Genomic DNA, 24,097 nt, shown 5'->3' with positions numbered 1-24,097 from the left:
CATTAAAATTGCAAAATAACGTAAAAAATCTCTCTCGGCTGCGCCGAGAGAGATTTTCAATTTCGAACCTTATTTTACTTTATTTCTGAACTTCGGTACCAACACGGTGGCGAGCACCCAGAACAACTCGTAGATAACGAGCGCAAATGCGGAAATCTGCTCCACGCCCGCAACGAATGTGAGGAACGCCACAAGCACAAAGCCAATGACGACCGCCGCGTTCTGCATGGCGACAATGAAGCTGATGTTCTTCTTTTCATCAATGCACGTGGAAACAAGGCTCATCATGGATTCCACACGACCCTTTGTGGCGGCATAGGCGTCCACGCGGTCCGCAGTGTCGTTCACAAGGTGGTCTGCCGGGCCGTCTTGGCCTGCGCCGATGACATTCACCGCCGTGGCGTCAATGCCGAACAGGCGCGAAATGAACTGCGGCGTAAGGTTCGGGTCTGCCGAACGCAGAATGAGCGAAACGCCGTTCATTTCCATGTTCTGCAGCTCCGCTTTCTTCTTTCGGTCTGCGTTATAGGTCAGGATGAACATGGCGTAAAGCTCGCCGCCCATTGCAACGTACAAGATCTGTCGGCTGCCCGTCGTGTACTGACTCTCCACATTTTGCTCCGGCGCTTCCACACCGTGCGCAGTCAAAAGCGTACGGGAGCCGATGAGCACCTCTTTGCCGTCCACCGTGCCCACAACGCCGTTTCCGGCCTCAAATGCGGCCTTTTCGACCTCCGGAAGCTCGCCCTCATGCTCGCTGAACACCTGCTCGAACACGCCGCAAAGCGGGCCGCCGAGCTGCTGCACCAACGTGCCGGCAGCCAAAACGGCTTCTTCAAGGCCCTCCTGCTTAAACGGCTTCACCCCGTTCAAAACGACCGTGCCGCGCGGGAAAAGCTCTGTGGAATCAACCAGAACGGCATTTACGGCGCTCATGCGCTTGATACCTTCATAGCCGGAGACCATCGCGCCGCGGCGGCGCAGGCGGTGGGAAAGACGGCTCACCGGCAGGTTTACGGCCAGCATATTCATCACCGCTACACACACGCAGCAGGAAGCCGCCAAAGCCGTAATGGCAAGGGACGCATCTTTCGTGATGACAAGCGCCACCACGCACAGAAGCAGCGAGGAGATGAGGCCCACCGGCGCCAAAACCTGCGAAGAGGTCTCTGCCGGGTCCGGCTCATAGGAAATTTGTAAGAAGCGCTTTAAGAAGCCCGCTTTCTGCTGATATGCGATTGCAGGCTGCGAAATGACGGAGGAACCCGCCATTTTTAAAGACGTGTTGTAATCGTCAAATACGCGCACCGCATATTTCTGCTCGCGGGAAGACACAAAGCGGAAATTCGAGTGGATGCGGCGCAGCATCGTCAGCTTGCCGACGGTATTCAGGAACAGAATACCTGCCGCAATACCGGCGTAAAGGTGGATTTTACCCATGCTGAGCGCAGCCGGCGCAAACAGCGTGCAGAGCGTCTGCACAAAAACCGCCACACAAGCTACCGCAGCGGCAGAATCCGAATTCGCGCGGAACTCAAACAGTGCCTTCAGACCGTTTAAAATCGTTTTCGCGCAGAAGCCGATGGACACTAGCAGCAGCACAAGCGATAAGATGGTGTAGCCCACTGCACCGGCGGTCTCCGTGTTATTGGCATTGAAGCCGGATTCCGCAATGAGCGACGCCAAAATGAGCACTGCCGTGCTCACGCCCGTTGCAAGCATGCGGATTGTCAGCTCGCGCATCGTCGTGCGCAGGTCGTGCGCCACGCTCTTTGCGTCTGCCGGGCCGGTGTAATCGTCGATGAGCTCGTCGCTGTTTTCGGCGGCTTCCGTGTTTTCGGGCGCTTCGTCCGGCTTTTCCGCAAAGCGAATTTTAAAGCGGTGCGCACCGGCCGCACTGACGTTCTCGTCGTCGGAATACACGCGTGCTTCGCTCAGCAGTGCACTTTGCAAAACATCCGCGTTAATGATGTGCACCGGCAAGTCGCGCTTTCTGTACTGCGTCACGTCCGTTACCGGCACGGAGATCTTCTGCTGCGCAGGCTCTGCCGCTTCTTCGCCGGCGTTCTCGGCGCTTTCCGCAGCCTGCACATTTTCCGCTTTCGGCGCTTGTGCTTCGGGCAGCTGCTCGCCGGAAGCAATGTCCATGCCTTCTTCCGCCTGCGGCTCTTCCTCCGGCTCCGGGCCATTGCTTGAAATATCCTTAAACGCCATCTCGGGCGCGTCACTTTCTTCCGTTTTCGGCGCTGCCGCAGCCTGCTGCTCGGTATTTTGCACCTGTGCAGCCTGCTTTGCCGCGTTTTCCGCCTGCACAGATTCCAGAATGCGGCGCACGGAATCCTCGCTTACCTCCGGCACCACCATTGCCTGCTGCAAACCAAACGTCTCATTTTCAAGGTCAAGCTTAATCTCCATCGTGTGCGTCTGCGCGTCCTGCAGCATCGCCGTCTGGAAATTCTGCACCTTGTCCTTCGTCTTTTTGTTTTCCGGCACCACAGCGTTCGGGTCATTCATCGCAACGGAGACCGGCACCGGGGCCACAATGCCCAGCTCGTCTTCCACAGCGGAAAGATCCACACCGGCCGTCTCTACGGCCTCGGCCACACGACGGCGACGCTCTTTCTGCAGGCGCTCAAAGTCCTTTGCCACTTCGTCGTCAAGCTCCGCGGTGTTCTCGTCAAACAGCTTGCGGTATCCCTCGTCCTGCGTGGAAATCTCACCTGTGGCATCAAACCCGCGGGTGTATTCGTCAATCGGTTTTAACTGGATGCCGTAGTACATGTCTTCGGCTTCGTTAAAAACCTCTTTCTGCTTCTTTTCGCGGCGGCGCGCCCAAAAACCTTTTTTCTCTTTCTTCTCTTTTTTGTTCTTCTTTTTCTTTCCGGGCTCTTCTTCCTCCTCGTAGGTATCCCACGGGGAGTCTTCTTGCACCTCCACCGGCTGCGGTTCCGCTTCCGGCGCGGGCTGTGCTACCTCTGCCGAGGCTTCCTCTACGGGCTGCTCCGTTTCAGGCTCCGTCACAGCGTCGGGTTCTTCCGTCACCCCGGGCGTTGTTTTTTCCGACTCTTCCGGCGCGCCGTTGGCTTTCGCCTTGCGCTCCGCTTCCAATATCTCGTCCACCGAGAATTTGTTCTCATCGTTCATGGTTTTGGGTCCTTTCTTTTTCGCCTCAGCCCTTGGCCTTGATGCCCGCGCGCTGCCGCGCAATCTCATAGCAAAGCACGCCGCAGGCCACCGAAGCGTTCAGCGAATTGATTCTGCCCTTCATCGGCAGAGAAACGATAAAATCCGATTTTTCTTTCACAAGTCTGGACACGCCGAAGCCTTCGGAGCCGACAACAAGCGCTGCCGGGCCGGAGAAATCGGTTTGGCACCAATCCGTGCCGTCCATATCCGCGGCGTATACCCAAACGCCGCGCGCTTTGATCTCCTCAAGAAATACCGCAATATTCGTCACACGCGCCACGGGGACGTATTCCACCGCGCCCGCAGAAGCCTTGCCGACCGCCGCCGTAAGGCCAACGCTGCGGCGCTTCGGGATAACAACGCCGTGTGCGCCCGCACATTCCGCCGTTCTGAGGATCGCGCCGAGGTTATGCGGGTCCGCAATCTCGTCGCACACAAGGATAAACGGCGGCTCGTTTCGGCTTTCCGCCAGCGCAAAAATATCCTCTACCTCGGAGAACGCGTGCACCGCCGCCATAGCGATGATACCCTGGTGGTTTTCGCCGCCGCACATGCCGTCCAGCTTACGGGAATCCACTTCCTTTACCGGGATGCCCGCCTGCTTTGCCATGCGGAGAATGGACGATACCGAACCGTTTTTCTCCCCGCGCCGCACAAGGATGCTGTCGATGGGTCTGCCCGCTTTAAGCGCCTCCGTAACGGCATTGCGCCCTGCTATGACATCTCTTTCTCTCTCGTTTTCCATGAACAAACCTATTCCTTTCCGCGGCTTCAGAACACGTCTGCGGCCGAAATTCGCAATACTATCGCAGTATATAGTAGATTATAACATACTTATATTTGCCATTGCAACCGAAACGCGCAATTTAGCGCGGTTTTTGCAGGCGGTTTTTGCGCCTAAAACCGCCGTGTTTTTGGGCAGTTTTTTCGCCGCGCTCTTTTCGTCATTTTGACGGTGCTTTTGCGTGTTCATTTTGCTCGGCATAATTATTCATTCGGGTTGCATATCTTCTCACATCTTGCTGTATATGAGCTGGCCTTTACATTTATACAATCTGTAATATGCACGGCAGAAGTATACACACAGCGAGCTTTCCACAGCGTTTTCCGTTTAAGCTGTGGAAAACTCTGTGGAAAGTGTTAAAAACCCGCTTTCGGTGCTCTTTTTACTTTCCACAGCTTTTCACAATGTAAAATATTATGTAAACTATTCCGTCGAAAATGCCGCTTTTTACCGTTTTTTCACAGAATACTCACTATAAACCGTGTGTAAAATTTGCGTGAAAAGCCTTGTGTTTGCCCGAAAAAATGTCCCTATATATGGTGTTTTTGCGAAAAACAGCGTTTTTATTCCAAATTAGAACGATTTAGGCGAAATCCTAGGCGGCGAGATTTTCCGTTTAAGCACATTTTGTGAAAAAAAGCAAGGCGGCAAGCTTTACACGGTTGTTTTTTCACCTAAAATCGTGTAAAATGAAAATAGCGAGCAGAAAGACACCGGAAAGCTGCGCACTTTTTAGACGTGTCCCACAAAAAAGCGGGGCCGCACAAACCGTAAGCCACGGCAATTAAAACAAAAGACATTTTTCGGATAAACATGCACTGTATACAACTATAAGAAAAGAGGAACCCAAAATGCGTGAAGACATTTGCTCTATACCGATCAGTGAAATTTTCGAGCCGAAGGACGGCTGCCCGTTCTGCCGCATGCGCGACATGCTCGAGGACCGCATGGCCACCTACATTACCGGCGCGGCCATGATGGAGCCCGACGTGCGCGTGGAAACGAACCGCCTCGGCTTCTGCCACCAACATTTTGAGCAGATCTTACAGCGCGGCAGCCGCCTGTCCGTCGCCCTTATTCTCGAAAGTCTCTTAGACGAAGCCGGCAAAGAGATCCTGCCCGAGGACGACAAGCTCGCGCCGAAAAAAATTCTCGCCGCCGCAGATCGCCGTGCGCACAGCTGCTTTGTCTGCGAAAACGTTGAGAAAAACATGCAGCACCTCAGCGCCACGGTTATCAAGCTCTGGCAGAGTGAGCCGGAGTTCCGCACACTGTACAGCGAGCAGACGCACATCTGCCTGCCGCATTACAGCTTCATTTTGGCTGCTGCGCAGAAAATGCCGCGTAAAAACTTTCAGCCGTTTGCGGCAGAAACCAAGCGCCTTGCGAAAAACTATCTCGATACCGTCAAGGCCGACACCACCCATTTCTGCCGCATGTTCGATTACCGCAATGCGGGCGGCGACTGGGGCAATTCCCGCGATGCCATTGAGCGTGCCATCACGTATCTGACGAGCCGAGAGCCCACCGTCACCACCAAAACGGAAGGCAAAAACCGTTGATGCGCTTCACCCCGCCCGATGGCGTTTTAAACCTCGCCCAAACGCTCGACTGTGGGCAGTCGTTCCGCTTTTATCCCGTCACACTTGAAAACAACATTCCCGCATGGCGCGGTGTGGCATTTTCCCGCGGGCTGACCGTCTATCAAGATGAAAATAACGACCTCGTTTTAGACTGCACCGAGCAGGAATTTCGTGACATTTGGTTTGATTATTTCGATTTTAACACAGATTACAAAAAGTCCCGCGAAGTGCTTTCCGCTCTGCACCCCGCGCTGAAAGAAGCCGCCGAATTCGCGGGCGGCATCCGCATTTTAAAGCAGGAGCCGTTTGAGGCGCTGTGCTCGTTCATCATCTCGCAGAACAACAACATTCCGCGCATCAAGGGCATTATAGAGCGCTTGTGTCTGCATTTCGGCGAGCCGTTTCTTTATCATAACGAGACCCGCTACGCATTCCCGGCACCGAAAAAATTGGCCTCCTGCACGCCGGAAGACCTCGCTCCGCTGCGCGCGGGCTTTCGCGCGAAATATCTCATCGATGCCGCAAAGCGCATCGCTTCCGGCGAGATCGATTTAGAAGCCGTGCGCAAAATGCCGCTTCCCGATGCCAAAGCAAAATTGCAGACGATTTCAGGCGTCGGCCCAAAAGTCGCGGACTGCGCTTTGCTCTACGGTCTGCACCGCACGGAGTGCTTCCCGATGGACGTGTGGATGAAGCGCGCCGTATTGCTTTTGCCGAGGCTTTCCCCCGCAGATTTCGGTGAAAACGCCGGCATCGCGCAGCAGTACTTATTCCACTATGTGCGCATGCACCCCGAGCTTTTCAAATAAAGAATTCGTCCGGGACCGGCGGCAGGTCATCGGGTATCGCCGCCATACTTCTTTTTATGATCTTCGCCATTTCTTCCGGCGTTTCCGGGCAGCCGTACAAAAGCCACTTGCGCGTCACGGCAAAGTACCCCGCTTTCACAAATTCAAAATGATATTCCATGCAGTGCTCGCTCTCGATGCCGAGCCGCCGAAAAAAAGGCTTGAAGACGTTTTCAAACAGCGTCTGATAGCCTTTTTCCAGTTCTGCCGTGCCGAATTTCTCAAAATACGCCCGGTAAAACGCCCTGTCGCGCTTTGCCTCGCGCAGCGTCGCCGCCACATATGCTTCGGAGAAGATATTCGGGTCGCCGTGCATCTCTTCGTGTATCCGCTCTACGGACTCCGTCCATTTCTCCTCTACGATCGCTGTTATCAGCGCGGGTATGTCCGCATAGTGCAGGTAAAACGATGAGCGGTTGATGCCCGTCGCCTCACAAATTTCCCGCACGGAAATTTGATTTGTTTTTTTATTGAGCACCATTTTCGTAAACGCCTTGCGGATGCGCCGGTCGGTCTCCGCAAATCGCTCGTTTTTCTTTGTGTTCATTTTGCCCTCCATTAACACAACACTCATCGTGTTTTAGCGGTTGTTTTCCAAATCTCCACGTGTTATGCTTGTATTAACAGAACAAGTGTTGACTTTATAGTAGCGCATTGCAAACATAAAATCAAGGAGGAATTTTTCGTGAAAACCGAAGAACTTTTTGAGCGCGCACCCGTGTGGAAATCCATTTTCAAGATGTGCCTGCCCACCGTTGTCGTTATGCTCGTCATGACCGTCTACAACATGGCCGATATGGTGTTCGTCGGGCAAACCGGCATCGCGGCACAGGTCGCCGCCGTTTCGCTCGCGTCGCCGTTTTTTTTATTGCAGATGACGCTCGGCACATGGATCGGCGGTGGCGGCTGCACCGTGATTTCGACAGCGCTCGGCGCAAAAGACACCGAAAAAGCCAAATCCGCAAGCGCCGCATGTACGCTTTTAAGCCTTGCTTCCGGCGTCCTGCTCGGCGGCGCCGCGCTCCTTTTCCCGAACGCCTTCCTGCACTTTTTCGGCGCCGATGCCGCCACGTGGGACTACACCGCGCAGTACCTTCAGATTCTGGCGCTCGGCACGCCCGTGGTGGTCTTTTCCAATGTATTCGCAAACCTTGTCCGCGCCGAAGGTGCCGTGCAGGTTGCCGTCATGCTCAATATGCTCGGCACTGTCACCAATATTATACTTGACCCACTTTTCATCTCCGGCCTGAACCTCGGCGTGCAGGGTGCCGCCATCGCAACGGTTCTCGGCAATGTTTTAACCGCGCTCGGCCTGCTTTTTTATCTTCGCCGCCGCAATACCATTTTAACGCTCAACATGCGCAAAGCATTCCACATGCCGCATGTCTTCCGTGAAATTTTTACGCTCGGCATTCCGGGCTCTGTCAGCAACCTTTTGATGAGTGCCGTCAACACGATCACAAATCGCATTGTCATCGCCTATGGGGCCGATACTGTCGCCGAAATGGGCGCGGGCGGCAAAGCGGGCATGATCGTCGCCATGGTCGTCATGGCCATTGCCCTCGGCGTGCAGCCCATGTTCGCATATCTTTACGGCGCGGGCAACACTGCCCGCCTGCGCGAGACCTTCCGCAAAAGCGGCATTTTGGCGGTCTCTCTCGGCATCGTGTTAAGCGTCGTCTGCTTCATTTTCCGCTTTCCTATCTGCGGCCTGTTCTTAAAGGACGAAGCTCTCGTCGCTTCCGCCGCGCACATCACGGCGCTCGGTCTCCTCGGCATGCCGCTTATCGGTATATATTATCTTGCGGTCAATTACCTCCAGTCCGTCGGCAAAGCGGTGCAGGCTTCCGTGCTTTCCGTTCTGCGGCAGGGTGCCGTTTATGTACCGCTTCTGCTTTCTCTCCATGGTATGTTCGGTCTTTTCGGCGTGTTTTACGCCGCACCCGCCGCCGATATTTTCTCCACACTTTTAGCCATCTTACTCCTTTACCGCGCCATAAAGAAAGATCTCGTCTCCGCAAAGCCGCATTCGCCCGCAAAAGCCAAAAATACCTTCTAAAAATCAACTGAATTTTCATATTCTGTCCATGACTTTTTCCCGCGCTTCTGTTATACTTTAATATAGAAACCAATGCAGTATAAGGAGACGGTACGATGGGCGCATTTGTAGAATTTGAAAATGTATCGAAAATTTATAAAACCGGCGATGTAGAGGTGCACGCCTTAACCGATGCAAGCTTTGAAATTCAAAAGGGCGAATTCTGCGTCATCGTCGGTGAATCCGGCGCGGGAAAAACGACGCTTTTAAATATCCTCGGCGGCATGGATACGCTGTCTAAAGGCACCGTCCGCATGGACGGACGCGACATCAGCCACTTTAACCGCACCCAGCTTGAAAACTACCGCCGCTATGACATCGGCTTCGTCTTCCAATTTTATAACCTTATCCCGAATTTAACGGCGCTCGAAAACGTGGAAATTGCGGCACAGCTGTGCACCGATGCCATCCCCGCCGAAGACGTGCTCCGCGCCGTCGGTCTCCATGACCGCATGCAGAACTTTCCCGCACAGCTCTCGGGCGGTGAACAGCAGCGTGTTTCCATTGCCCGCGCACTCGCCAAAAAGCCGAAGCTCCTTCTGTGCGACGAGCCCACCGGCGCACTCGATTACGAGACCGGCAAATCTATTTTAAAGCTTTTGCAGGATACCTGCCGCCGCGACGGCATGACCGTCGTCATCATCACGCACAATGCGGCGCTTGCCGCCATGGCAGACCGCATCATCCGCGTAAAAAGCGGCCACATTTACTCCGTTCGCATGAACGAGCACATCACGCCCGTGGAACAGCTTGAATGGTAACGCGAAGGGAGCCGGAAAACGCATGACAAAAGCACTCAGAAAAAACACGCGGCGCAGCATTTCGGGCAGCCTTGGGCGATATATCGCTATCCTGCTCATCATTATGCTGGGCGTGGCGTTTCTCACGGGTCTGCGAGATACCCGTCCCATCATGTCCGCCACCGAGACCGCCTATATAAAAAACACGAAGCTCTACGATCTTCGCCTCATCTCCACCATCGGCTTTGATGCGGACGACGTTGCCGCCGTGCAGAAAGCCGACGGTGTGGTTGCCGCCGCAGGCAGTGTGAATGCCGATTTCATCTGGCAGCACGACAGCAAAGAGCGCGTTTACCGTGCACATATGCTGACAGATAACATCAACGAGCCTGTGCTCACTGCCGGACGTATGCCTGAAAACGGCAGTGAGTGCCTTATAGATTCCAGTCGCTTTTCGGAAGACATGATTGGACAAACGATCGAAATTTCCGACTCCAACGACGAAGATACGAAGAAAAGCTTCAAATACAGCACCTACACCGTGGTCGGCCTTGCAGATTCTCCGCTGTACATCCACACGCTGCGCGGCACCACGTCGCTTGGCGACGGCACGCTGCAGGGCTTCGTTCTCATCCCGGAGGACGGCTTCGATTTCGAGTATTACACAGAATTATACGTTACCTGCACCGATGAATTCCCGCTATACAGCGACGATTACGACGATTACATCGATACGTTCTCCGATACTGTCGAAGCCGCCGCCACCGCTTCCGTCAACGCGCGTTTTGATCGTCTCACGTCCGACGGCAAAGCCGAAATTTCAGACGCCGAGAACGAACTGAACGACAAAAAAGCCGAAGCCGAAACGGAGCTTGACGACGCCAAAGCACAGCTTGACGATGCAAAAGAGACCATCACCTCCGGCGAAGCGAAACTTTTCGACGCGAAAAAGCAATTGGACGATGCCAAAGCACAGTTGGATGCAGGCGCAGAGCAAATTCAGCCCGACTTCACTTCGTGGGAAAGCGCCCTGCAAAGCGGCTTTGACGCATATTACAGCGGCAAGCAGCAATTAGAGGATGCCCTTGCGGAGAGTCAGGCGCAGATCGACGCCGGTTACGCGCAGCTGCAGGAAAACGAAAAGCTCTACACTGAAAAATATGCCGAATTCACATCCGGCAAAGAGCAGTATGAAGCGGGTCTTACCGCCGCAAAGGACGCCCGCACACAAATTGACGCCGCACGCGCCGACTTAAACGAGAAAAAAGCGCAGCTCACGGCGGGCTTTGCCGCACTCGACGAAGCGCAGGCGCAGCTTGATGCCGTAAAAGATACGCTCGACCCGGCAGAAGCCGAAGCGCAGCAAACGGCGCTCGATATGCAGCGCGCCGCTTTGAATCAAAATCAGACGCAGCTCGACGATGCCGAAGCCGTATTAAACGAACAGGATGCCGCCCTCACCGCGCAGGAAGCGCAGCTCACAGAGACCGGCGAGCAGCTCGATGAAGCCGAAACCGCCCTCTCGCAAATGCGCACGCTGCTCGATGTCGGCCAAAACGATTACACCGACGGCATAGCACAACTTGAATATCAGAGAAAAACGCAAACTGCAAAGCTTGACGAAGCGTATGCTTCGCTCATCACGTTTCAAAACGGCATCAAAGAATACAACGAGGGCCTCGCTTCATACAACGACGGCGTAAAAGAGCTCGCCGACGGCAAAGCCGAATACGAAGACGGCCTTAAAGACTACGAGGACGGCAAAAAGGAATTTGACGAGCAAATCTCCGACGCCAAACAGAAAATCGCCGACGCCAAACAAGAGCTCGCCGATTTAAAGAAGCCGGAGCTCTACGTTTTAACACGTGACACAAACGCCGGCTACGTCTCGTTTGAAAGCGATTCCACCATCGTCGAAAAGCTCTCGGGGGTCTTCCCCATTTTCTTCTTTCTCATCGCGGCGCTCGTCTGCTCCACCACCATGACCCGTATGATCGACGATGAACGTACACAGATCGGCACGCTCCGCGCACTCGGGTACAGCCGCGGCTCCATCCTCGCAAAATACCTGCTCTATTCCGGCAGCGCCGCCGCACTCGGCTGTGTCATCGGCTATTTTGCGGGCGGTTATGTTTTCCCGTTCGTCATCTGGACAGCCTACGGCATGCTGTATCGCATTCCGGGTTTCGTCCTACTGTATGACCCCGTGCTGTTTGTCATCGCGCTTGCGGCGTCGCTTTTATGCTCGGCGGGCACCACATATTTAGCCCTGCGCATCGAGATGCAGAACATGCCCGCAAACCTCATCCGCCCGAAGACCCCGGCCGTCGGCAAGCGCATTTTTCTCGAGCGCATCACGCCGCTGTGGAAGCGCCTGAAATTCTTGCACAAGGTCTCCCTGCGCAACATTTTCCGCTTTAAAAAGCGCATGATCATGATGATTCTCGGCATTGCGGGCTGCACCGCGCTGGTGCTCACCGGCTTCGGTATCCATGATTCCGTCGCGAACATTGCAAACTTCCAGTTTGATGATATTCAAAAATACGATGTCAGCGCCCAGTTCTCCGATACGCTGACCGAAGATAAAATCAACGAAGTCGAAAGCGACCACAAATCGGAACTTGACGCCGCCACCGCCGTGCAGATGACCTCCGGTGACGTCACAGGCGGCAGCATCACAAAATCCGCTTACATCGTCGCGTCCGACGATCCCGCCATCACCGACATTTTCGATCTGCATATCGATGGCGAGACCGTACCCTACCCCGGCAAAGGCGAAGTGCTGCTCACCGAAAAACTCGCCGAGCTCACCGATATCAAAACCGGCGATACCGTCACCGTTTCCGTTTCGGACACGGAAAAAGCCGAGCTCAAGGTCGCGGGTTTAGTTGAAAACTACGTGCAAAATTACCTCTACATGACGGGCGAAACGTACGCCATGATCGCCGATAAGGGCTACGAGCCGAAAACGCTCCTGCTGCGCGTAAACGACAGCGCAGACGAATATGCGCTTTCCGCTGCACTCTCCAAAACGGACGGCGTATCCTCCGTTTCCGTCGTCACCGATACGCGCAATATGATTGACCAAATGATGCAGAGCCTAAACTATGTCGTTGCGCTCGTGCTCATTTCCGCCGGCGCACTCGCGTTCATCGTCCTGTTTAACCTCGGCAACATCAATCTGACCGAACGCGTCAGGGAAATTGCCACCATCAAGGTGCTCGGCTTCCATTCCAGGGAAACCGGCGCGTATGTGTTCCGTGAAAATATCATTTTGTCCATGATGGGCATCGTCGTCGGCCTGCCGCTCGGCGTTCTGCTGCACACATTTGTGCTCATGCAGATCCGCGTCGATATGGTCTCTTTCAAAGCTGTCATCGCACCCGTCAGCTTCCTTTTGACCGTTGTCATGGTCGTGCTGTTCACGGTTATCACCGACCTCGTCATGCGCAAGAAAATTACCAAAATCGACATGGCGGAATCCTTAAAATCGATCGAATAAACAAAAGCTCTGCCGCACCCCGTTGCCGCAGAGCTTTTGTTGTGCCATAATCCAAACGATAAATAAAGTTGGTCGCGTTTCGCCGGAATTCAAGACCGCCACGGACGACCTGTGCTGCTTCATGAGCCTGATTGCGACCATGCTTTTTAAAGACACCCACACTTTCGGCACGTTTATTCAGACATGGGGCATGAACTTCCCGTGCGCCGTGCTGTGGCAAATGTTTTACTGTAGCCCGCTCGTCCGCCTGATTTTTCGCTTGATTTTCAGGGAAAAGAAAAGTAAATAAGCATAGAAAAAATTCTCCCTCGGCTCCGCAGCCAAAGGAGAATTTTCTTTATCCCGGCAAAATTTCCGCCAAAATCGCGTTGGAGACCAAAAAGCCTTCCGCGGTCAGCGAAATTCGCTCGTAATCTGCATGTATCAGATTTTTCGGCAAGTGCTTACAACCTTCCAGAACCCCGTCAAACAGCGCACCGCCGTTTTCAAATCGTGTCTCGCAAATCTTTCTTTGCAGCCCCTCGGTCAGCCGAAGCGACAGCATCGCAAACTCCGAAAAACCGCCGCCCGCGCCGTCGTCTGTGGGCACATTGCCGTTTAAAAAGCCCTCTAAATCGCGTGGGAAATAAAATCGCCTGCCCTCCATAAAGGAGTGCGCCGCGGGACCGAGTCCCAAATATTCCCCGCACCGCCAATACTGCAAATTGTGTCGGCTCTCTTTGCCCGGCCGCGCAAAATTGCTGATCTCATACTGGGCGTACCCGTGCTTTTTAAGCTCGTTTACGGCAAACAAATACTGGTCTGCCGTGCCGTCTTCATCGGGCAGATTAAGCTCTTGCTTTGCAAACGGCGTACCGGGCTCTATCTTTAAAATATACGCGGAAACATGGTCGGCCTCGAGTGCCGCGCAAAAATCGATCGAGCTTTTCAGTGTCTCCAAGTTCGAGTTCGGCAGGCCGAGCATCAAATCGACCGAAACATTGTCGATGCTCGCTTCTCTCGCCGCTTCCACCGCTTCCCGCACGGTTTCCGCCGTGTGCCTGCGGCCGAGAATTTTCAATTCCGCCTCGTTTGCGGACTGCATACCCATTGAAATACGGTTGAACCCGCCGCGTTTCAGCGTTTCAAAAAATGAAACGTCTACATCCGCCGGGTTGCACTCCGTCGTGATTTCCGCGTTTTCGGCAACATTAAACTGCTCTTTCACTTTTTCGAGCACGCGGCACAGTCTTTTCGCACCGAACACACTCGGCGTGCCGCCGCCAAAATATACCGTATGCAGCAGCCGTTCGCCGTATTTTTCACCGTACACTGCAAGCCGCGCACACAGCGCCGCTAAATAGCGGTCAAATACGTCGTCTTCTTCCGGCCGCGCGGAGTAGAAATCGCAATACGGGCACTTGCTTTTGCAAAACGGAATGTGGATATACAGCGAAAACGGTTTATTCATCGAGCTTCAGAACCGCCATAAACGCCTCCTGCGGTACTTCTACCGTGCCCAGCTGGCGCATGCGCTTCTTGCCTTCCTTCTGTTTTTCCAGCAGCTTCTTTTTACGGGTGATGTCACCGCCGTAGCACTTCGCCAAAACGTCCTTGCGCATCGCTTTAACGGTCTCACGCGCGATGATCTTGCCGCCGATGCACGCCTGCACCGGCACCTCAAACAACTGGCGCGGAATTTTCTCCTTCAGCTTTTCCACCATCTTGCGGGCGCGCGGGTACGCCTTTTCCGCGTGGATGATAAATGAAAGCGCGTCCACCACTTCGCCGTTCAGCATAATATCCAGCTTCACAAGCTCGCTCTTGCGGTAGCCGATGAGCTCATAGTCAAACGACGCATAGCCGCGCGTGCGGGATTTCAGCGCGTCGAAGAAATCGTAGATAATTTCATTGAGCGGCAGCTCGTAGTGAATATCCACACGGTCGGTGTCAATGTATTTCATATCCTTGAAAATGCCGCGTCTGTCCTGACAAAGCTCCATGATGTTACCCACAAATTCTGTCGGGGAGTAAATGTGCGCGTTCGCAATCGGCTCCTCCGCCAGTGCAATGTGCGAGGGATCAGGGTAATTCGTCGGGTTATCGATGGAAAGCTTTGTGCCGTCCGTCTTTGTAATGTGGTACACAACGCTCGGCGCGGTTGTGATGAGGTCAAGGTTATATTCTCTCTCCAGACGCTCCTGAATGATCTCCATGTGCAGCAGTCCCAAAAAGCCGCAGCGGAAGCCGAAGCCGAGCGCCACGGAGGTCTCCGGCTCAAACGTCAGCGCCGCGTCGTTCAGCTGCAATTTTTCGAGCGCATCTCTAAGGTCTGCATAGTGTGCACCGTCTGCCGGGTACACGCCACAGAAAACCATCGGCTGCACCGCACGGTAGCCGGGCAGCGGCTCTGCCGCCGGTCTGTCCGCCAGCGTAATGGTGTCGCCCACGCGCGCCTCGCGCACGTTTTTGATCGATGCCGTAATGTAGCCGACTTCGCCCGCGGAAAGGCTCTTTGCGGGCTCCAAAGACGTCGCGCGCAGAATGCCGCACTCCACCACGGTGAACTCACTGCCCACCGCCATCATGCGGATGGTGTCACCGGGGTGCACCGTCCCCTCTTTAATACGCACATACGCGATAACGCCGCGGTATGCGTCATAGTAGGAGTCGAAAATCAGTGCGCGCAGCGGCATGTCCGGGTCGCCCTGCGGTGCGGGAATATCCGTCACGATTTTCTCCATAACGGCTTTGATGTTGAGGCCCGTTTTCGCGCTGATGCGCGGCGCGTCCTCTGCCGGAATACCGATGACGTCCTCAATCTCCGCCGCAACCTTGTCCGGGTCCGCGGAAATCAGATCGATCTTGTTCAATACCGGTACGACCTCAAGGCCTGCGTCCACCGCAAGGTACGTGTTTGCAAGCGTCTGCGCCTCAATGCCCTGAGAAGCGTCCACCACCAGCACCGCGCCCTCACAGGCCGCAAGTGAGCGGGAAACCTCGTAGTTAAAGTCCACGTGACCCGGGGTATCGATAAGGTTGAACGTATATGCCTCACCGTCGTTCGCGCGGTAGACGAGCGTCACAGCATGCGCCTTGATGGTGATGCCGCGCTCGCGCTCCAGATCCATGTTGTCGAGGATCTGGTCTTCCATGTCGCGCTTCGCGACCGCCTCGGTCTGCTCCAAAATGCGGTCGGCAAGCGTGCTTTTGCCGTGGTCAATATGTGCAATGATGCTGAAATTGCGAATTTTACTCTGTTCCAAGCGTGATTCTCCTCTTTAGAAGTATACATAGTTAAGTATAGCATTTTCACGGCGTTTGCGCAATGACTGCTTTTGAAAAAGTCCGCATTTTAAGGTGCTTCACACCTTGCGCTTTTCTGCCTAAACGTGGTATCATAGAAAAGACAAAACCACGCGTATACGTGGTTCCATAAGGAGAACCGATATGCCGAGATTTTTTACATCTGCCGTGCAGTTTGACGAAGCCGCGTCCGTAGGCTCTGCCGTCATAGACGGTGAAGACGGCCGCCACATCGCCCGCTCCCTGCGCATGCACACGGGCGACGCCCTCACGCTTTCGGACGGTGCCGGCACCGACTACACAGGCGAAATTGAAAGCATCACGGGCGATACCGTCATGGTGCGCCTTACCGATAAGTTTAAAAACAGAAGCGAGCCCACCCTGCGCGTCACGCTGTACCCCGGTATGCCGAAGGCCGATAAACTGGAGCCCATCACGCAAAAAGCCGTAGAGCTCGGCGTCACGAAGATTGTGCCCGTTTTGACTTCCCGCAGCGTTTCCCGGCCGGATGCAAAATCCGTTTCAAAAAAACAAGAGCGTTTGCAGCGTATCGCGCTTGAAGCCGCAAAGCAGAGCGGCCGCGGCATCATCCCGGAAATCGGTAAAATGACCGATTTAGAGTCCGCGCTCAAAACCGCACCCGGCAAAAAGATTTTATTCTACGAAGGCGGCGGCGAAGCACTCGGCGCGCTCGTCTCCCCCAATGAGGCCGAAGTTTCCGTCTTCATCGGCCCGGAGGGCGGCTTTGACGCTGCCGAAGTGCAGCTCGCTAAACAATACGGCGCTACACCCGCCACGCTCGGCCCACGCATTTTAAGAACTGAAACCGCACCGCTTGCGGCGCTTTCCGTTTTAATGTACATCACGGGGAATATGCAATGAAAACAGTTTTAGTCACCGGCGCGTCGGGTGAGATCGGCGCTGCCATCGCAAAAGAATTCGCCGCCGCAGGTTACGCCCTCGTGCTCCACGGCGCAAAGCACATTGAAAATGTAAATCAACTTGCCGAAACTTTCAAATCAAACGGCATCGAAGCCTATCCCGTCTGCGGCGACCTTTCCGATCCCGCCGCATGCGAGCGCGTGTGGGCGGACACCGAAAAAAAACTCGGGCATATTGACGTTCTCGTCAACGCCGCCGGCATCTCGCTCGTCGATTTTTTCGACACCATGACGCCCGCACAGTGGAAAACTTTGTGCGACACGAATCTGTCCTCCGCCGTTTACCTCTCTCAATGCGCGTCCCGCTCCATGATCCGCCAAAAATCCGGCGCTATCGTCAATGTCTCGTCCATTTGGGGCGTGAGCGGCGCGGCAATGGAAGTCGCATATTCCGCCGCCAAGGCCGGTATGCTCGGGCTCACCCGCGCACTGGCCTTGGAGCTCGCCCCGTCGAACATCACCGTCAATGCCGTCGCACCCGGCTATATCGATACCAAAATGAACGCCCATTTGTCCGAAGACGAGAAAAAAGCGCTGTGCGAGGAGATTCCCCTCGGGCGCGCAGGCACCCCGGCAGAGGTCGCCGCAGGCGTCAGATTTTTAGCCGAAAGCCCGTACATCACCGGTGAAACGCTCGTCATTTCGGGCGGCTGGCGTTAAGGAGAAGATTTACCATGTCCAAACAAATCGATGCTTATTCCTTCGCACTCGGTGTGTGCGAGGCATTCTGCGAGGTTGTCCGTGCCGGCGTAAAGCGCATCGCGCTCAGCCACCCGTTCACAGAAGACGAACTTCAAAACGCACTCGGCGCAGATTTTCTCCCCGCGTGTGAAGCAGTCGCCCGAAAGTACGGCTGCAAAGCGTATTATTTAAAAGAACCGCTCATCACCGACCTTTTCCCGGTCTCGTTGAACCGCGACAAGCAAAACATCGTTTTCTACCGCGAAGACCGTGACCTTAAAGAATTTTTGAGCATTCAACACGATAAACAAACCCTCATCGCCGAAAACAACTATACGGGCGAAAACCGCCGCCAAATCGCCGTGCGTTACGGGCATCTGCTCTCGTACAGCGACGAAGCCATCGCCCGCTATTTAGCGCAAAATACAGAACTCGAGTAATCAAAGGAGCACCCCTATGTCCATGACCATTAACAAAGAGCTGCCGAACCCGGCGGCCCTCAAAGCCGAATTTCCCGTCCCGGAGCACATCAAAGAAATCAAAGCCGCGCGCGATAAAGAGATTGCCGCCGTGTTCCGCGGAGAGTCCGATAAATTTCTCGTCATCGTCGGCCCCTGTTCGGCGGATAACGAAGAAAGCGTCTGCGAATACACCCGTCGCCTTGCCCGTGTGAACGAGCAGGTGAAAGACCGCCTCATTCTGATTCCACGCATCTACACCAATAAGCCCCGCACCACGGGCGAGGGCTATAAGGGCATGCTGCACCAGCCGGACCCCGATAAAGCCCCTGACCTGCTCGGCGGCATCATCGCCATCCGCAAAATGCACATGCGCGCCATTGAGGAGACCGGCCTCACATGCGCAGACGAAATGCTGTACCCCGAAAACCGCAGCTATTTGGATGACCTTCTGTCCTATGAAGCCATCGGCGCGCGCTCGGTCGAAAACCAGCAGCACCGTCTGACTGCAAGCTCCATGGATATCCCCGCCGGCATGAAAAACCCTACCTCCGGCGATCTTGCCGTCATGATGAACTCCATCAAAGCCGCCCAAAGCGCGCACAACTTCATCTATCGCGGGTGCGATGTCACCACCACCGGCAACCCGCTCGCCCACGCCATTTTGCGCGGCGGCGTTGATAAATACGGCACAACTATCCCGAACTACCACTACGAGGATTTAAAACGTCTCGCTTCCCTCTACGAAGAAAGCGGGCTCGAAAATCCCGCCTGCGTCGTGGATGTCAACCACTCGAATTCCGGCAAAAAGTTCAAAGAGCAGATCCGCATCGTCAGCGAAGTGCTGCACAGCCGTTCCTACGACCCCGCCATACACAAGCTCGTCAAGGGCGTCATGATTGAAAGCTACCTCTTCGAGGGCGCGCAGAAGATTTGCCCGGAGATGATCCACGGCAAATCCATCACAGACCCCTGCCTCGGCTGGGAAGACACCGAAAAGCTGCTTTACAGCATCGCGGAAAAAGCGTAAAGGGAGCTGTAAGATGAAACTGTACATCACACGCCACGGCGAAACACCCATGAACGCTGCACACCGCGTCTGCGGCCTCACGAATATCGACCTCACCGAAAAAGGCATCGCGCAGGCAAAAGAAGCCGGGCGCAGCCTCCAAGATAAAGGCATCAAGCGCATCATCGCCTCCCCACTCCTGCGCGCCCAACACACCGCAAGGCTCATCGCAGACGAGATCGGCATAGATACCATCGAGACCGAACAACAGCTCATCGAGCAAAACTACGGCATCTACGAAAATACCGACTGGGACGGCGAAACGTTCAACGCAAATAAGCGCGAGTTCGCCGTACGCTACCCCGGCGGCGAATCCATGCTGGACTTAGCCGGTCGGCTCTACCCGCTTTTAAACAAGCTGAAAGCCGAAAACGGCCCCACCACGCTCCTCGTCTGCCACGGCGGTATCTGCCGCATGATCCGCACCTACTTCTTAGATGTCAAAAACACCGACTACGCCGCCTTCAAGCTTCCAAACTGCGGCATCATGGAGTTTGATCTGTAAAAAAAGCATCTCGGCTAAGCCGAGATGCTTTTTGCTTTACGCTTCCGTCGCAGTGCCATGCTGCGGGTCGTGCTCGCGTTTGATGCAGCGGTCAAGCCACTTGCCTCGCAAATAATAAATAACGAAGATCACCGCCGTGATAACCCATGATACCGGGTAGTTCATCGCGACCATCTGCATCGTGTGCCAATATGGAACCACAAGCAATATCCACACTACGCGCAGACCGCATACGCCGATGCAGGTGATGAGCATCGGCTGCAAAGCCTCGCCGGCACCGCGAATCGCGCCGGACAAAATCTCGATAAAAACAAACGTAAAGTAGGACGGCGCCAATACCAAACAGAACTGCGCACCGATATTCACAACCTCCGCATCGCCCGTAAAGAACATCAAAAGCTGATAGCGGAAAATAAACAGCAGCGCGGAAAGCGCGATGATCGTGCCAAGGCACATGCCAAGCCCCACACGCGTGCAGCGCTTCATGCGGTCATACTGGCGTGCGCCGAAGTTCTGCCCGGCAAATGTCGTCACCGCAATGCCAAACGCGTTCATCACCATCCAGATAAAGCCGTCAATCTTGCCGATGGCCGCCCAAGCCGCGATAGCTGTCGTGCCAAAGCTGTTGATGCTTGCCTGAATGAGGATATTCGAGAATGAATACATCACAGACTGCAAGCCGGCCGGCAAGCCGATGCGGACCACATTCTTTAGAATGTCCTTGTGAAAGCGAATTTTGCGCAGCTCCACACGGTATGCTTCCTGCGTGCCCATCAGGCGGATCATCAAAAGCACGGCGCTGATCAGCTGCGATAGAATCGTCGCAAACGCTACACCGAACACATCCCAGTGAAACACCACCACGAACAATAAATCGAGTACCACGTTTGCAAGGCAGCACACAATCAAAACGTACAGCGGCATACGGCTGTCGCCGATGGCGCGCAGAACACCTGTGCCGATATTATAAATCAGGTTGCCGATGATGCCAAGATAATATACGTTCATGTACAAAACCGCGTCATCCATGATGTCGTCCGGCACACCCATCGCCAGCATTGTCGGGCGCGCCGTCACAATGCCGAAGACCATAATGACAACGCCGCCCGCCACCGCCAGCGCCATGGACGTGTGGACAGATTTAGAAAGATTTTCGCGGTCGTTTGCGCCGAAATATTGCGAAATAATGACCGTCGCGCCGGAAGCTACGCCGACAAAAAAACCTACAAGCAGGTTGATGACCGTGCCCGTCGTGCCCACAGCCGCCAACGCCTCGGTGCCGACAAACTGACCGACAATGATCGTGTCAACCGTGTTATACAACTGCTGAAAAAAAGTGCCGATCAAGATCGGAAAGAAGAAAAGCAAAAGCTGTTTCCAAATAACACCTTCCGTGATCCCGTTTTTTGTTTTTTCCAAACGTCCTCCCCCTTTGATACCCTATAACGCCTATTCTTAAACCGCGCTCCAAACACGCATACGCCCATTCTAACACCTTTTCTCCCATTTTTCAAGCGGTTACAAAAATAAAAGTACGAAATAGGATTTTAATTTGACATCTCAGGAGATAGCCGCACCCGTTTCCCGGCGCGTATATTTCAATCCTACCGTACGCAAAGCTTTTCGCGTGTGGTTCATCGAAAATTCCGCCGCCGGAAAGCTGTTCGGTGAATGGAACGACAAAGGCAAACTTTTTAGCCACTAAAAAGCGCCCGCAGGGTCAAACCTTGCAGGCGCTTTCACTTTACTTTTCTTTACTCCACATACGTAACGGGGAATTTCTTCTCCTTCACAGGCGTTTCTGCTGCCGCATAACCGATGGCCGCAATGCCGAATACCTTGTGGTTCTCCGGCACGCCGAACTCCGTCAAAACGGCGCGCACCTCAGGCACGTCGCACGTGTCAGAAAGCTGGTTGATCCACACAGTACCAAGCCCCATGGAATGCGCCGCGAGGAAGATATTTTCAAGCGCGCAAGCGTTGTCCCAGGACGTGATACCCGTGTCGCCAATCAGCTCGTTCGACGGAATGATAAGCGCGGCGGGCTTATACATGTCATACTTCTCGTTGCCGAGCGCCTTGCCCACAGCCACCGCAAGCTTCGCGATTTTCTCGCGATTTAAAACAGCAGAAAAATGCCATGTCTGGCGGTTCATCGCGCTCGGTGCATGCACAGCGCACTGCAAAAGCGTGTCGATCTTTTCTCTCTCCACCGGGCGGTCGTCATACGCGCGGACACTGCAGCGGGTCAAAATGTTCTGAATCACTTCATTCGTCATAAAAACGCTTCCTCTCTTTGATTTTTCGGGTATGTACCCTTATTTTTAAGCGGTCATCCGCTTATTGACTCAAAATTTTTCCGCCAAAAGCGCGGCGATTTTCTCTAAAAATGCCTCATCTTCTGCGGTAAAACGATCTTCAAACGGGCTGTCCACATCCAAAACAGCATAGACTTTTCCATCTTTCATCACCGGCACCACAATCTCCGCACGACTCGCGCTGTCGCAGGCAATATGCCCCGGGAACGCGTGCACGTCCGCTACGCGCAGCGTTTTCTTCTCCGCAAGCGCTGTGCCGCACACACCGCGCCCCGCTTTGATGCGGATGCACGCCGGTTTACCCTGAAACGGCCCCAACAGCAAATTGCCGTCCGGCTGCACCGTGTAAAAGCCCACCCAGTTGATGTTTTTCAGTGTTAGATTCAACAGTGCCGAAAGGTTTGCCATGTTCGGCACAAGCTCCGGCTCGTCTTCAATGAGTGCCTTCGCCTGCAAAACGACATCTTCATACGTCCCGCTGCCTTGAAGCTCAAAACTCATTTTTTATACTCCTTGTAAACAAAGCGTTGACTTCATCGTGTGCATTTTCGCCTTTATACAACACATTGTATACCGCGCGGCAAATCGGCAAATCGGCCGAAACCATCTTGCCAAGGCGCAAAAGCGCGTCCACGGCGTAATAGCCCTCCGCCAAATCGGTGTACGGCTCGTTTTTCACAAACTTCTCGCCGAACATGCGGTTGTGCGAATACGGCGAAAACAGCGTCGCTTCGTAGTCGCCGAGGTGACAAAGCCCGTAAGCCGAAAGCTCGTTGCCGCCTAAAGCGTCAATCAACCGCGCAATCTCACGCGTGCCGCGCGCCATCAAAGCGCCTTTTAACGTCGAAAGCCCGAGGCCGTCCAGCATACCGGCAGCAATGCCGACGACATTCTTCGCCGCCGCACCGATCTCATTGCCGATGAGGTCCTGTCCGTAGTAAAAGCGAATGAGGTCGCTGCCGAATGATTCCACCAGCGTCTTTTTTGCGTCTTCGCTGTCGCTGTCAATGACCATGCAGTTCGGCACACCGGCCGCAAACTCCTGTACATGGCCGGGTCCAACCCAAACGGCGACCGCGTTTGAGCTGTCACACTCCGCGGCACACACCTGGGAAAGCCGCATGCCGGTTTCAATCTCCACGCCTTTCATGCACAGCACGAAAATTTTATTTTTCAGCTCAAACGGCTGAAGCTCGCGCATCAGGCCGCGCAGGCCCTGCGAGTTGACGGAGATTACAATCACGTCGCTGTCTTTCACAGCGTCCAAAGAATTTGTCAAATGTAAGGTTTCGGGCAGCTCTACAAGCCCGTTTGTGCGGGTCTCGATGAGCTTTTGCATATGGGCAGAGCTTTTCCGCCCGTAAAGGGAAACACTGTGGCCGATCTTATCGAGGTACCACGCGATAAACGTGCCCCAACGGCCGCAGCCGATAACGGTAATTTTCATAGGGAATGCTAAGGTCCTTCCAAAGGGGTAATGTAAGCGCGAAATTCAAATCACAGCTCTGTAAATAAATCTTTTGCGTCTTTGGCGTAAATGATGCCGGAAACAACGGCGAGCAAGGTTGCAATCGCCATCACGACAAAATTCACCCATGTAAATATCGGAGAAAGCGTCTCCGTCGGCAAAGCCAAAATGCCGTATGCGCCAAGGTCGAGAATATACTGCGTCAACAGCACGATGCAGATTGCGACGATCTGCGACACGGTTTTCGCCTTGCCCCAGTTGTTCGCCGGAATCACCCTGCCCTGCTCCACCGCAATAAGGCGGATGGACGTCACAGCAAATTCGCGGACCATAATAAGGAGCACAAATACCGTGTTTGTCATGCCGTTCGCCACAAAGCAGACAAGCGCCGACATCACCATGATCTTATCGGCCAAGGGGTCCATCAGCTTGCCGAAATTTGTGATGAGGTGATCGCGCCGCGCGATTTTGCCGTCCAAGTGGTCGGTGTACGACGCAATGCCGAAAATTGCCAGCGCCACTAAATTGTGGTGCGGGAATATGTCGCCGGAAAGCAGCATGAAAAGCACAAAAAACGGTACTAAGATGATGCGCAGTATCGTCAGTTTATTCGGTAAATTCATAGCGGTTC

At 54.3% G+C, this 24,097-nt stretch carries 20 protein-coding genes; 10 read left to right on the top strand and 10 right to left on the bottom strand.

Features of this window, described 5'->3' with window-relative positions:
- Positions 1-69 precede the first annotated feature (69 nt).
- On the bottom strand, positions 70-3,144 hold the full coding sequence (locus tag ACLTX1_RS02665) for a hypothetical protein (RefSeq protein ID WP_412330419.1): 3,075 nt from the start codon (positions 3,142-3,144) through the stop codon (positions 70-72).
- Between the two features lie 25 nt (positions 3,145-3,169).
- Positions 3,170-3,931, bottom strand: a complete 762-nt coding sequence (gene rlmB, locus ACLTX1_RS02660; RefSeq protein ID WP_308449424.1) for a 23S rRNA (guanosine(2251)-2'-O)-methyltransferase RlmB — start codon at positions 3,929-3,931, stop codon at positions 3,170-3,172.
- Between the two features lie 890 nt (positions 3,932-4,821).
- Here rlmB and ACLTX1_RS02655 point away from each other — a divergent pair.
- Both ACLTX1_RS02655 and ACLTX1_RS02650 read left to right on the top strand, forming a co-directional pair.
- The gene (locus ACLTX1_RS02655) at positions 4,822-5,532 is read left to right on the top strand and encodes a DUF6062 family protein (RefSeq protein WP_308449425.1); all 711 of its coding nucleotides are present in this window, start codon (positions 4,822-4,824) and stop codon (positions 5,530-5,532) included.
- Positions 5,532-6,362, top strand: coding sequence for a DNA-3-methyladenine glycosylase family protein (locus tag ACLTX1_RS02650; protein ID WP_395506928.1), 831 nt, complete (start codon positions 5,532-5,534; stop codon positions 6,360-6,362). The genes ACLTX1_RS02655 and ACLTX1_RS02650 overlap by 1 nt, the downstream gene beginning before the upstream one ends.
- Here the strand turns inward: ACLTX1_RS02650 and ACLTX1_RS02645 are convergent.
- Positions 6,355-6,948, bottom strand: a complete 594-nt coding sequence (locus ACLTX1_RS02645) for a TetR/AcrR family transcriptional regulator (RefSeq protein ID WP_395506929.1) — start codon at positions 6,946-6,948, stop codon at positions 6,355-6,357. The two genes, ACLTX1_RS02650 and ACLTX1_RS02645, sit on opposite strands and share 8 nt — an antisense overlap.
- Positions 6,949-7,086: 138 nt before the next feature.
- Between ACLTX1_RS02645 and ACLTX1_RS02640 the strand changes: the two genes are divergently transcribed.
- The 3 genes from ACLTX1_RS02640 (at position 7,087) to ACLTX1_RS02630 (ending at position 12,741) form a co-directional block, all read left to right on the top strand.
- Positions 7,087-8,460 carry an MATE family efflux transporter gene (locus ACLTX1_RS02640; RefSeq protein WP_308449427.1) on the top strand — a complete coding sequence of 458 codons (1,374 nt, stop codon included), beginning with the start codon at positions 7,087-7,089 and terminating at the stop codon, positions 8,458-8,460.
- A gap of 95 nt (positions 8,461-8,555) precedes the next feature.
- Positions 8,556-9,260, top strand: coding sequence for an ABC transporter ATP-binding protein (locus ACLTX1_RS02635; protein WP_308449428.1), 705 nt, complete (start codon positions 8,556-8,558; stop codon positions 9,258-9,260).
- A gap of 22 nt (positions 9,261-9,282) precedes the next feature.
- Entirely contained in the window at positions 9,283-12,741 is a 3,459-nt protein-coding gene (locus tag ACLTX1_RS02630; RefSeq protein ID WP_308449429.1) for an FtsX-like permease family protein, read from the top strand.
- A gap of 337 nt (positions 12,742-13,078) precedes the next feature.
- Here ACLTX1_RS02630 and hemW read toward each other — a convergent pair whose 3' ends face one another.
- Positions 13,079-14,191 carry a radical SAM family heme chaperone HemW gene (gene hemW / locus ACLTX1_RS02625; RefSeq protein WP_308449430.1) on the bottom strand — a complete coding sequence of 371 codons (1,113 nt, stop codon included), beginning with the start codon at positions 14,189-14,191 and terminating at the stop codon, positions 13,079-13,081.
- The gene (lepA, locus tag ACLTX1_RS02620; protein WP_176819572.1) at positions 14,184-15,986 is read right to left on the bottom strand and encodes a translation elongation factor 4; all 1,803 of its coding nucleotides are present in this window, start codon (positions 15,984-15,986) and stop codon (positions 14,184-14,186) included. The genes hemW and lepA overlap by 8 nt, the downstream gene beginning before the upstream one ends.
- 184 nt (positions 15,987-16,170) lie before the next feature.
- Between lepA and ACLTX1_RS02615 the strand changes: the two genes are divergently transcribed.
- Genes ACLTX1_RS02615 through ACLTX1_RS02595 form a run of 5 tightly spaced genes read left to right on the top strand, consistent with a single transcriptional unit; the run spans position 16,171 to position 19,680 of the window.
- Positions 16,171-16,908, top strand: coding sequence for a 16S rRNA (uracil(1498)-N(3))-methyltransferase (locus ACLTX1_RS02615; RefSeq protein WP_412330418.1), 738 nt, complete (start codon positions 16,171-16,173; stop codon positions 16,906-16,908).
- Entirely contained in the window at positions 16,905-17,627 is a 723-nt protein-coding gene (ymfI, locus tag ACLTX1_RS02610; RefSeq protein ID WP_412330417.1) for an elongation factor P 5-aminopentanone reductase, read from the top strand. The genes ACLTX1_RS02615 and ymfI overlap by 4 nt, the downstream gene beginning before the upstream one ends.
- Positions 17,628-17,641: 14 nt before the next feature.
- Positions 17,642-18,088 carry a hypothetical protein gene (locus ACLTX1_RS02605; RefSeq protein WP_412330416.1) on the top strand — a complete coding sequence of 149 codons (447 nt, stop codon included), beginning with the start codon at positions 17,642-17,644 and terminating at the stop codon, positions 18,086-18,088.
- Complete coding sequence (locus ACLTX1_RS02600; protein ID WP_308449514.1) at positions 18,072-19,136, top strand: 3-deoxy-7-phosphoheptulonate synthase; 1,065 nt, start codon at positions 18,072-18,074, stop codon at positions 19,134-19,136. The genes ACLTX1_RS02605 and ACLTX1_RS02600 overlap by 17 nt, the downstream gene beginning before the upstream one ends.
- A gap of 13 nt (positions 19,137-19,149) precedes the next feature.
- Positions 19,150-19,680 carry a histidine phosphatase family protein gene (locus ACLTX1_RS02595; protein ID WP_412330415.1) on the top strand — a complete coding sequence of 177 codons (531 nt, stop codon included), beginning with the start codon at positions 19,150-19,152 and terminating at the stop codon, positions 19,678-19,680.
- Positions 19,681-19,716: 36 nt separating this feature from the next.
- Here the strand turns inward: ACLTX1_RS02595 and ACLTX1_RS02590 are convergent, their stop codons facing one another.
- The 5 genes from ACLTX1_RS02590 to pgsA all read right to left on the bottom strand — a co-directional run bounded on the left by ACLTX1_RS02590 (position 19,717) and on the right by pgsA (position 24,089).
- Complete coding sequence (locus ACLTX1_RS02590; protein WP_412330414.1) at positions 19,717-21,099, bottom strand: MATE family efflux transporter; 1,383 nt, start codon at positions 21,097-21,099, stop codon at positions 19,717-19,719.
- A 335-nt stretch (positions 21,100-21,434) separates the two neighbouring features.
- Complete coding sequence (locus ACLTX1_RS02585; RefSeq protein WP_308449436.1) at positions 21,435-21,959, bottom strand: nitroreductase family protein; 525 nt, start codon at positions 21,957-21,959, stop codon at positions 21,435-21,437.
- Positions 21,960-22,028: 69 nt separating this feature from the next.
- A complete protein-coding gene (locus tag ACLTX1_RS02580) occupies positions 22,029-22,499 on the bottom strand; it encodes a GAF domain-containing protein (protein ID WP_343284483.1) in 471 nt (156 codons plus the stop codon).
- Complete coding sequence (locus ACLTX1_RS02575; protein WP_343284482.1) at positions 22,489-23,445, bottom strand: NAD(P)H-dependent glycerol-3-phosphate dehydrogenase; 957 nt, start codon at positions 23,443-23,445, stop codon at positions 22,489-22,491. Before ACLTX1_RS02575 ends, ACLTX1_RS02580 begins: the two co-directional genes overlap by 11 nt.
- Before the next feature lie 50 nt (positions 23,446-23,495).
- Positions 23,496-24,089: a CDP-diacylglycerol--glycerol-3-phosphate 3-phosphatidyltransferase gene (gene pgsA / locus ACLTX1_RS02570; RefSeq protein WP_343284481.1), complete on the bottom strand. Its 594-nt coding sequence runs from the start codon at positions 24,087-24,089 to the stop codon at positions 23,496-23,498.
- Positions 24,090-24,097 lie beyond the last annotated feature (8 nt).

It is taken from the genome of Hominenteromicrobium sp., from assembly GCF_046974225.1.
Classification (GTDB): Bacteria; Bacillota; Clostridia; order Oscillospirales; family Acutalibacteraceae; genus Hominenteromicrobium; species Hominenteromicrobium mulieris.
The sequence above is the reverse complement of the archived record's forward strand: the minus strand, read 5'-3'. Positions and strand labels throughout refer to the sequence as shown.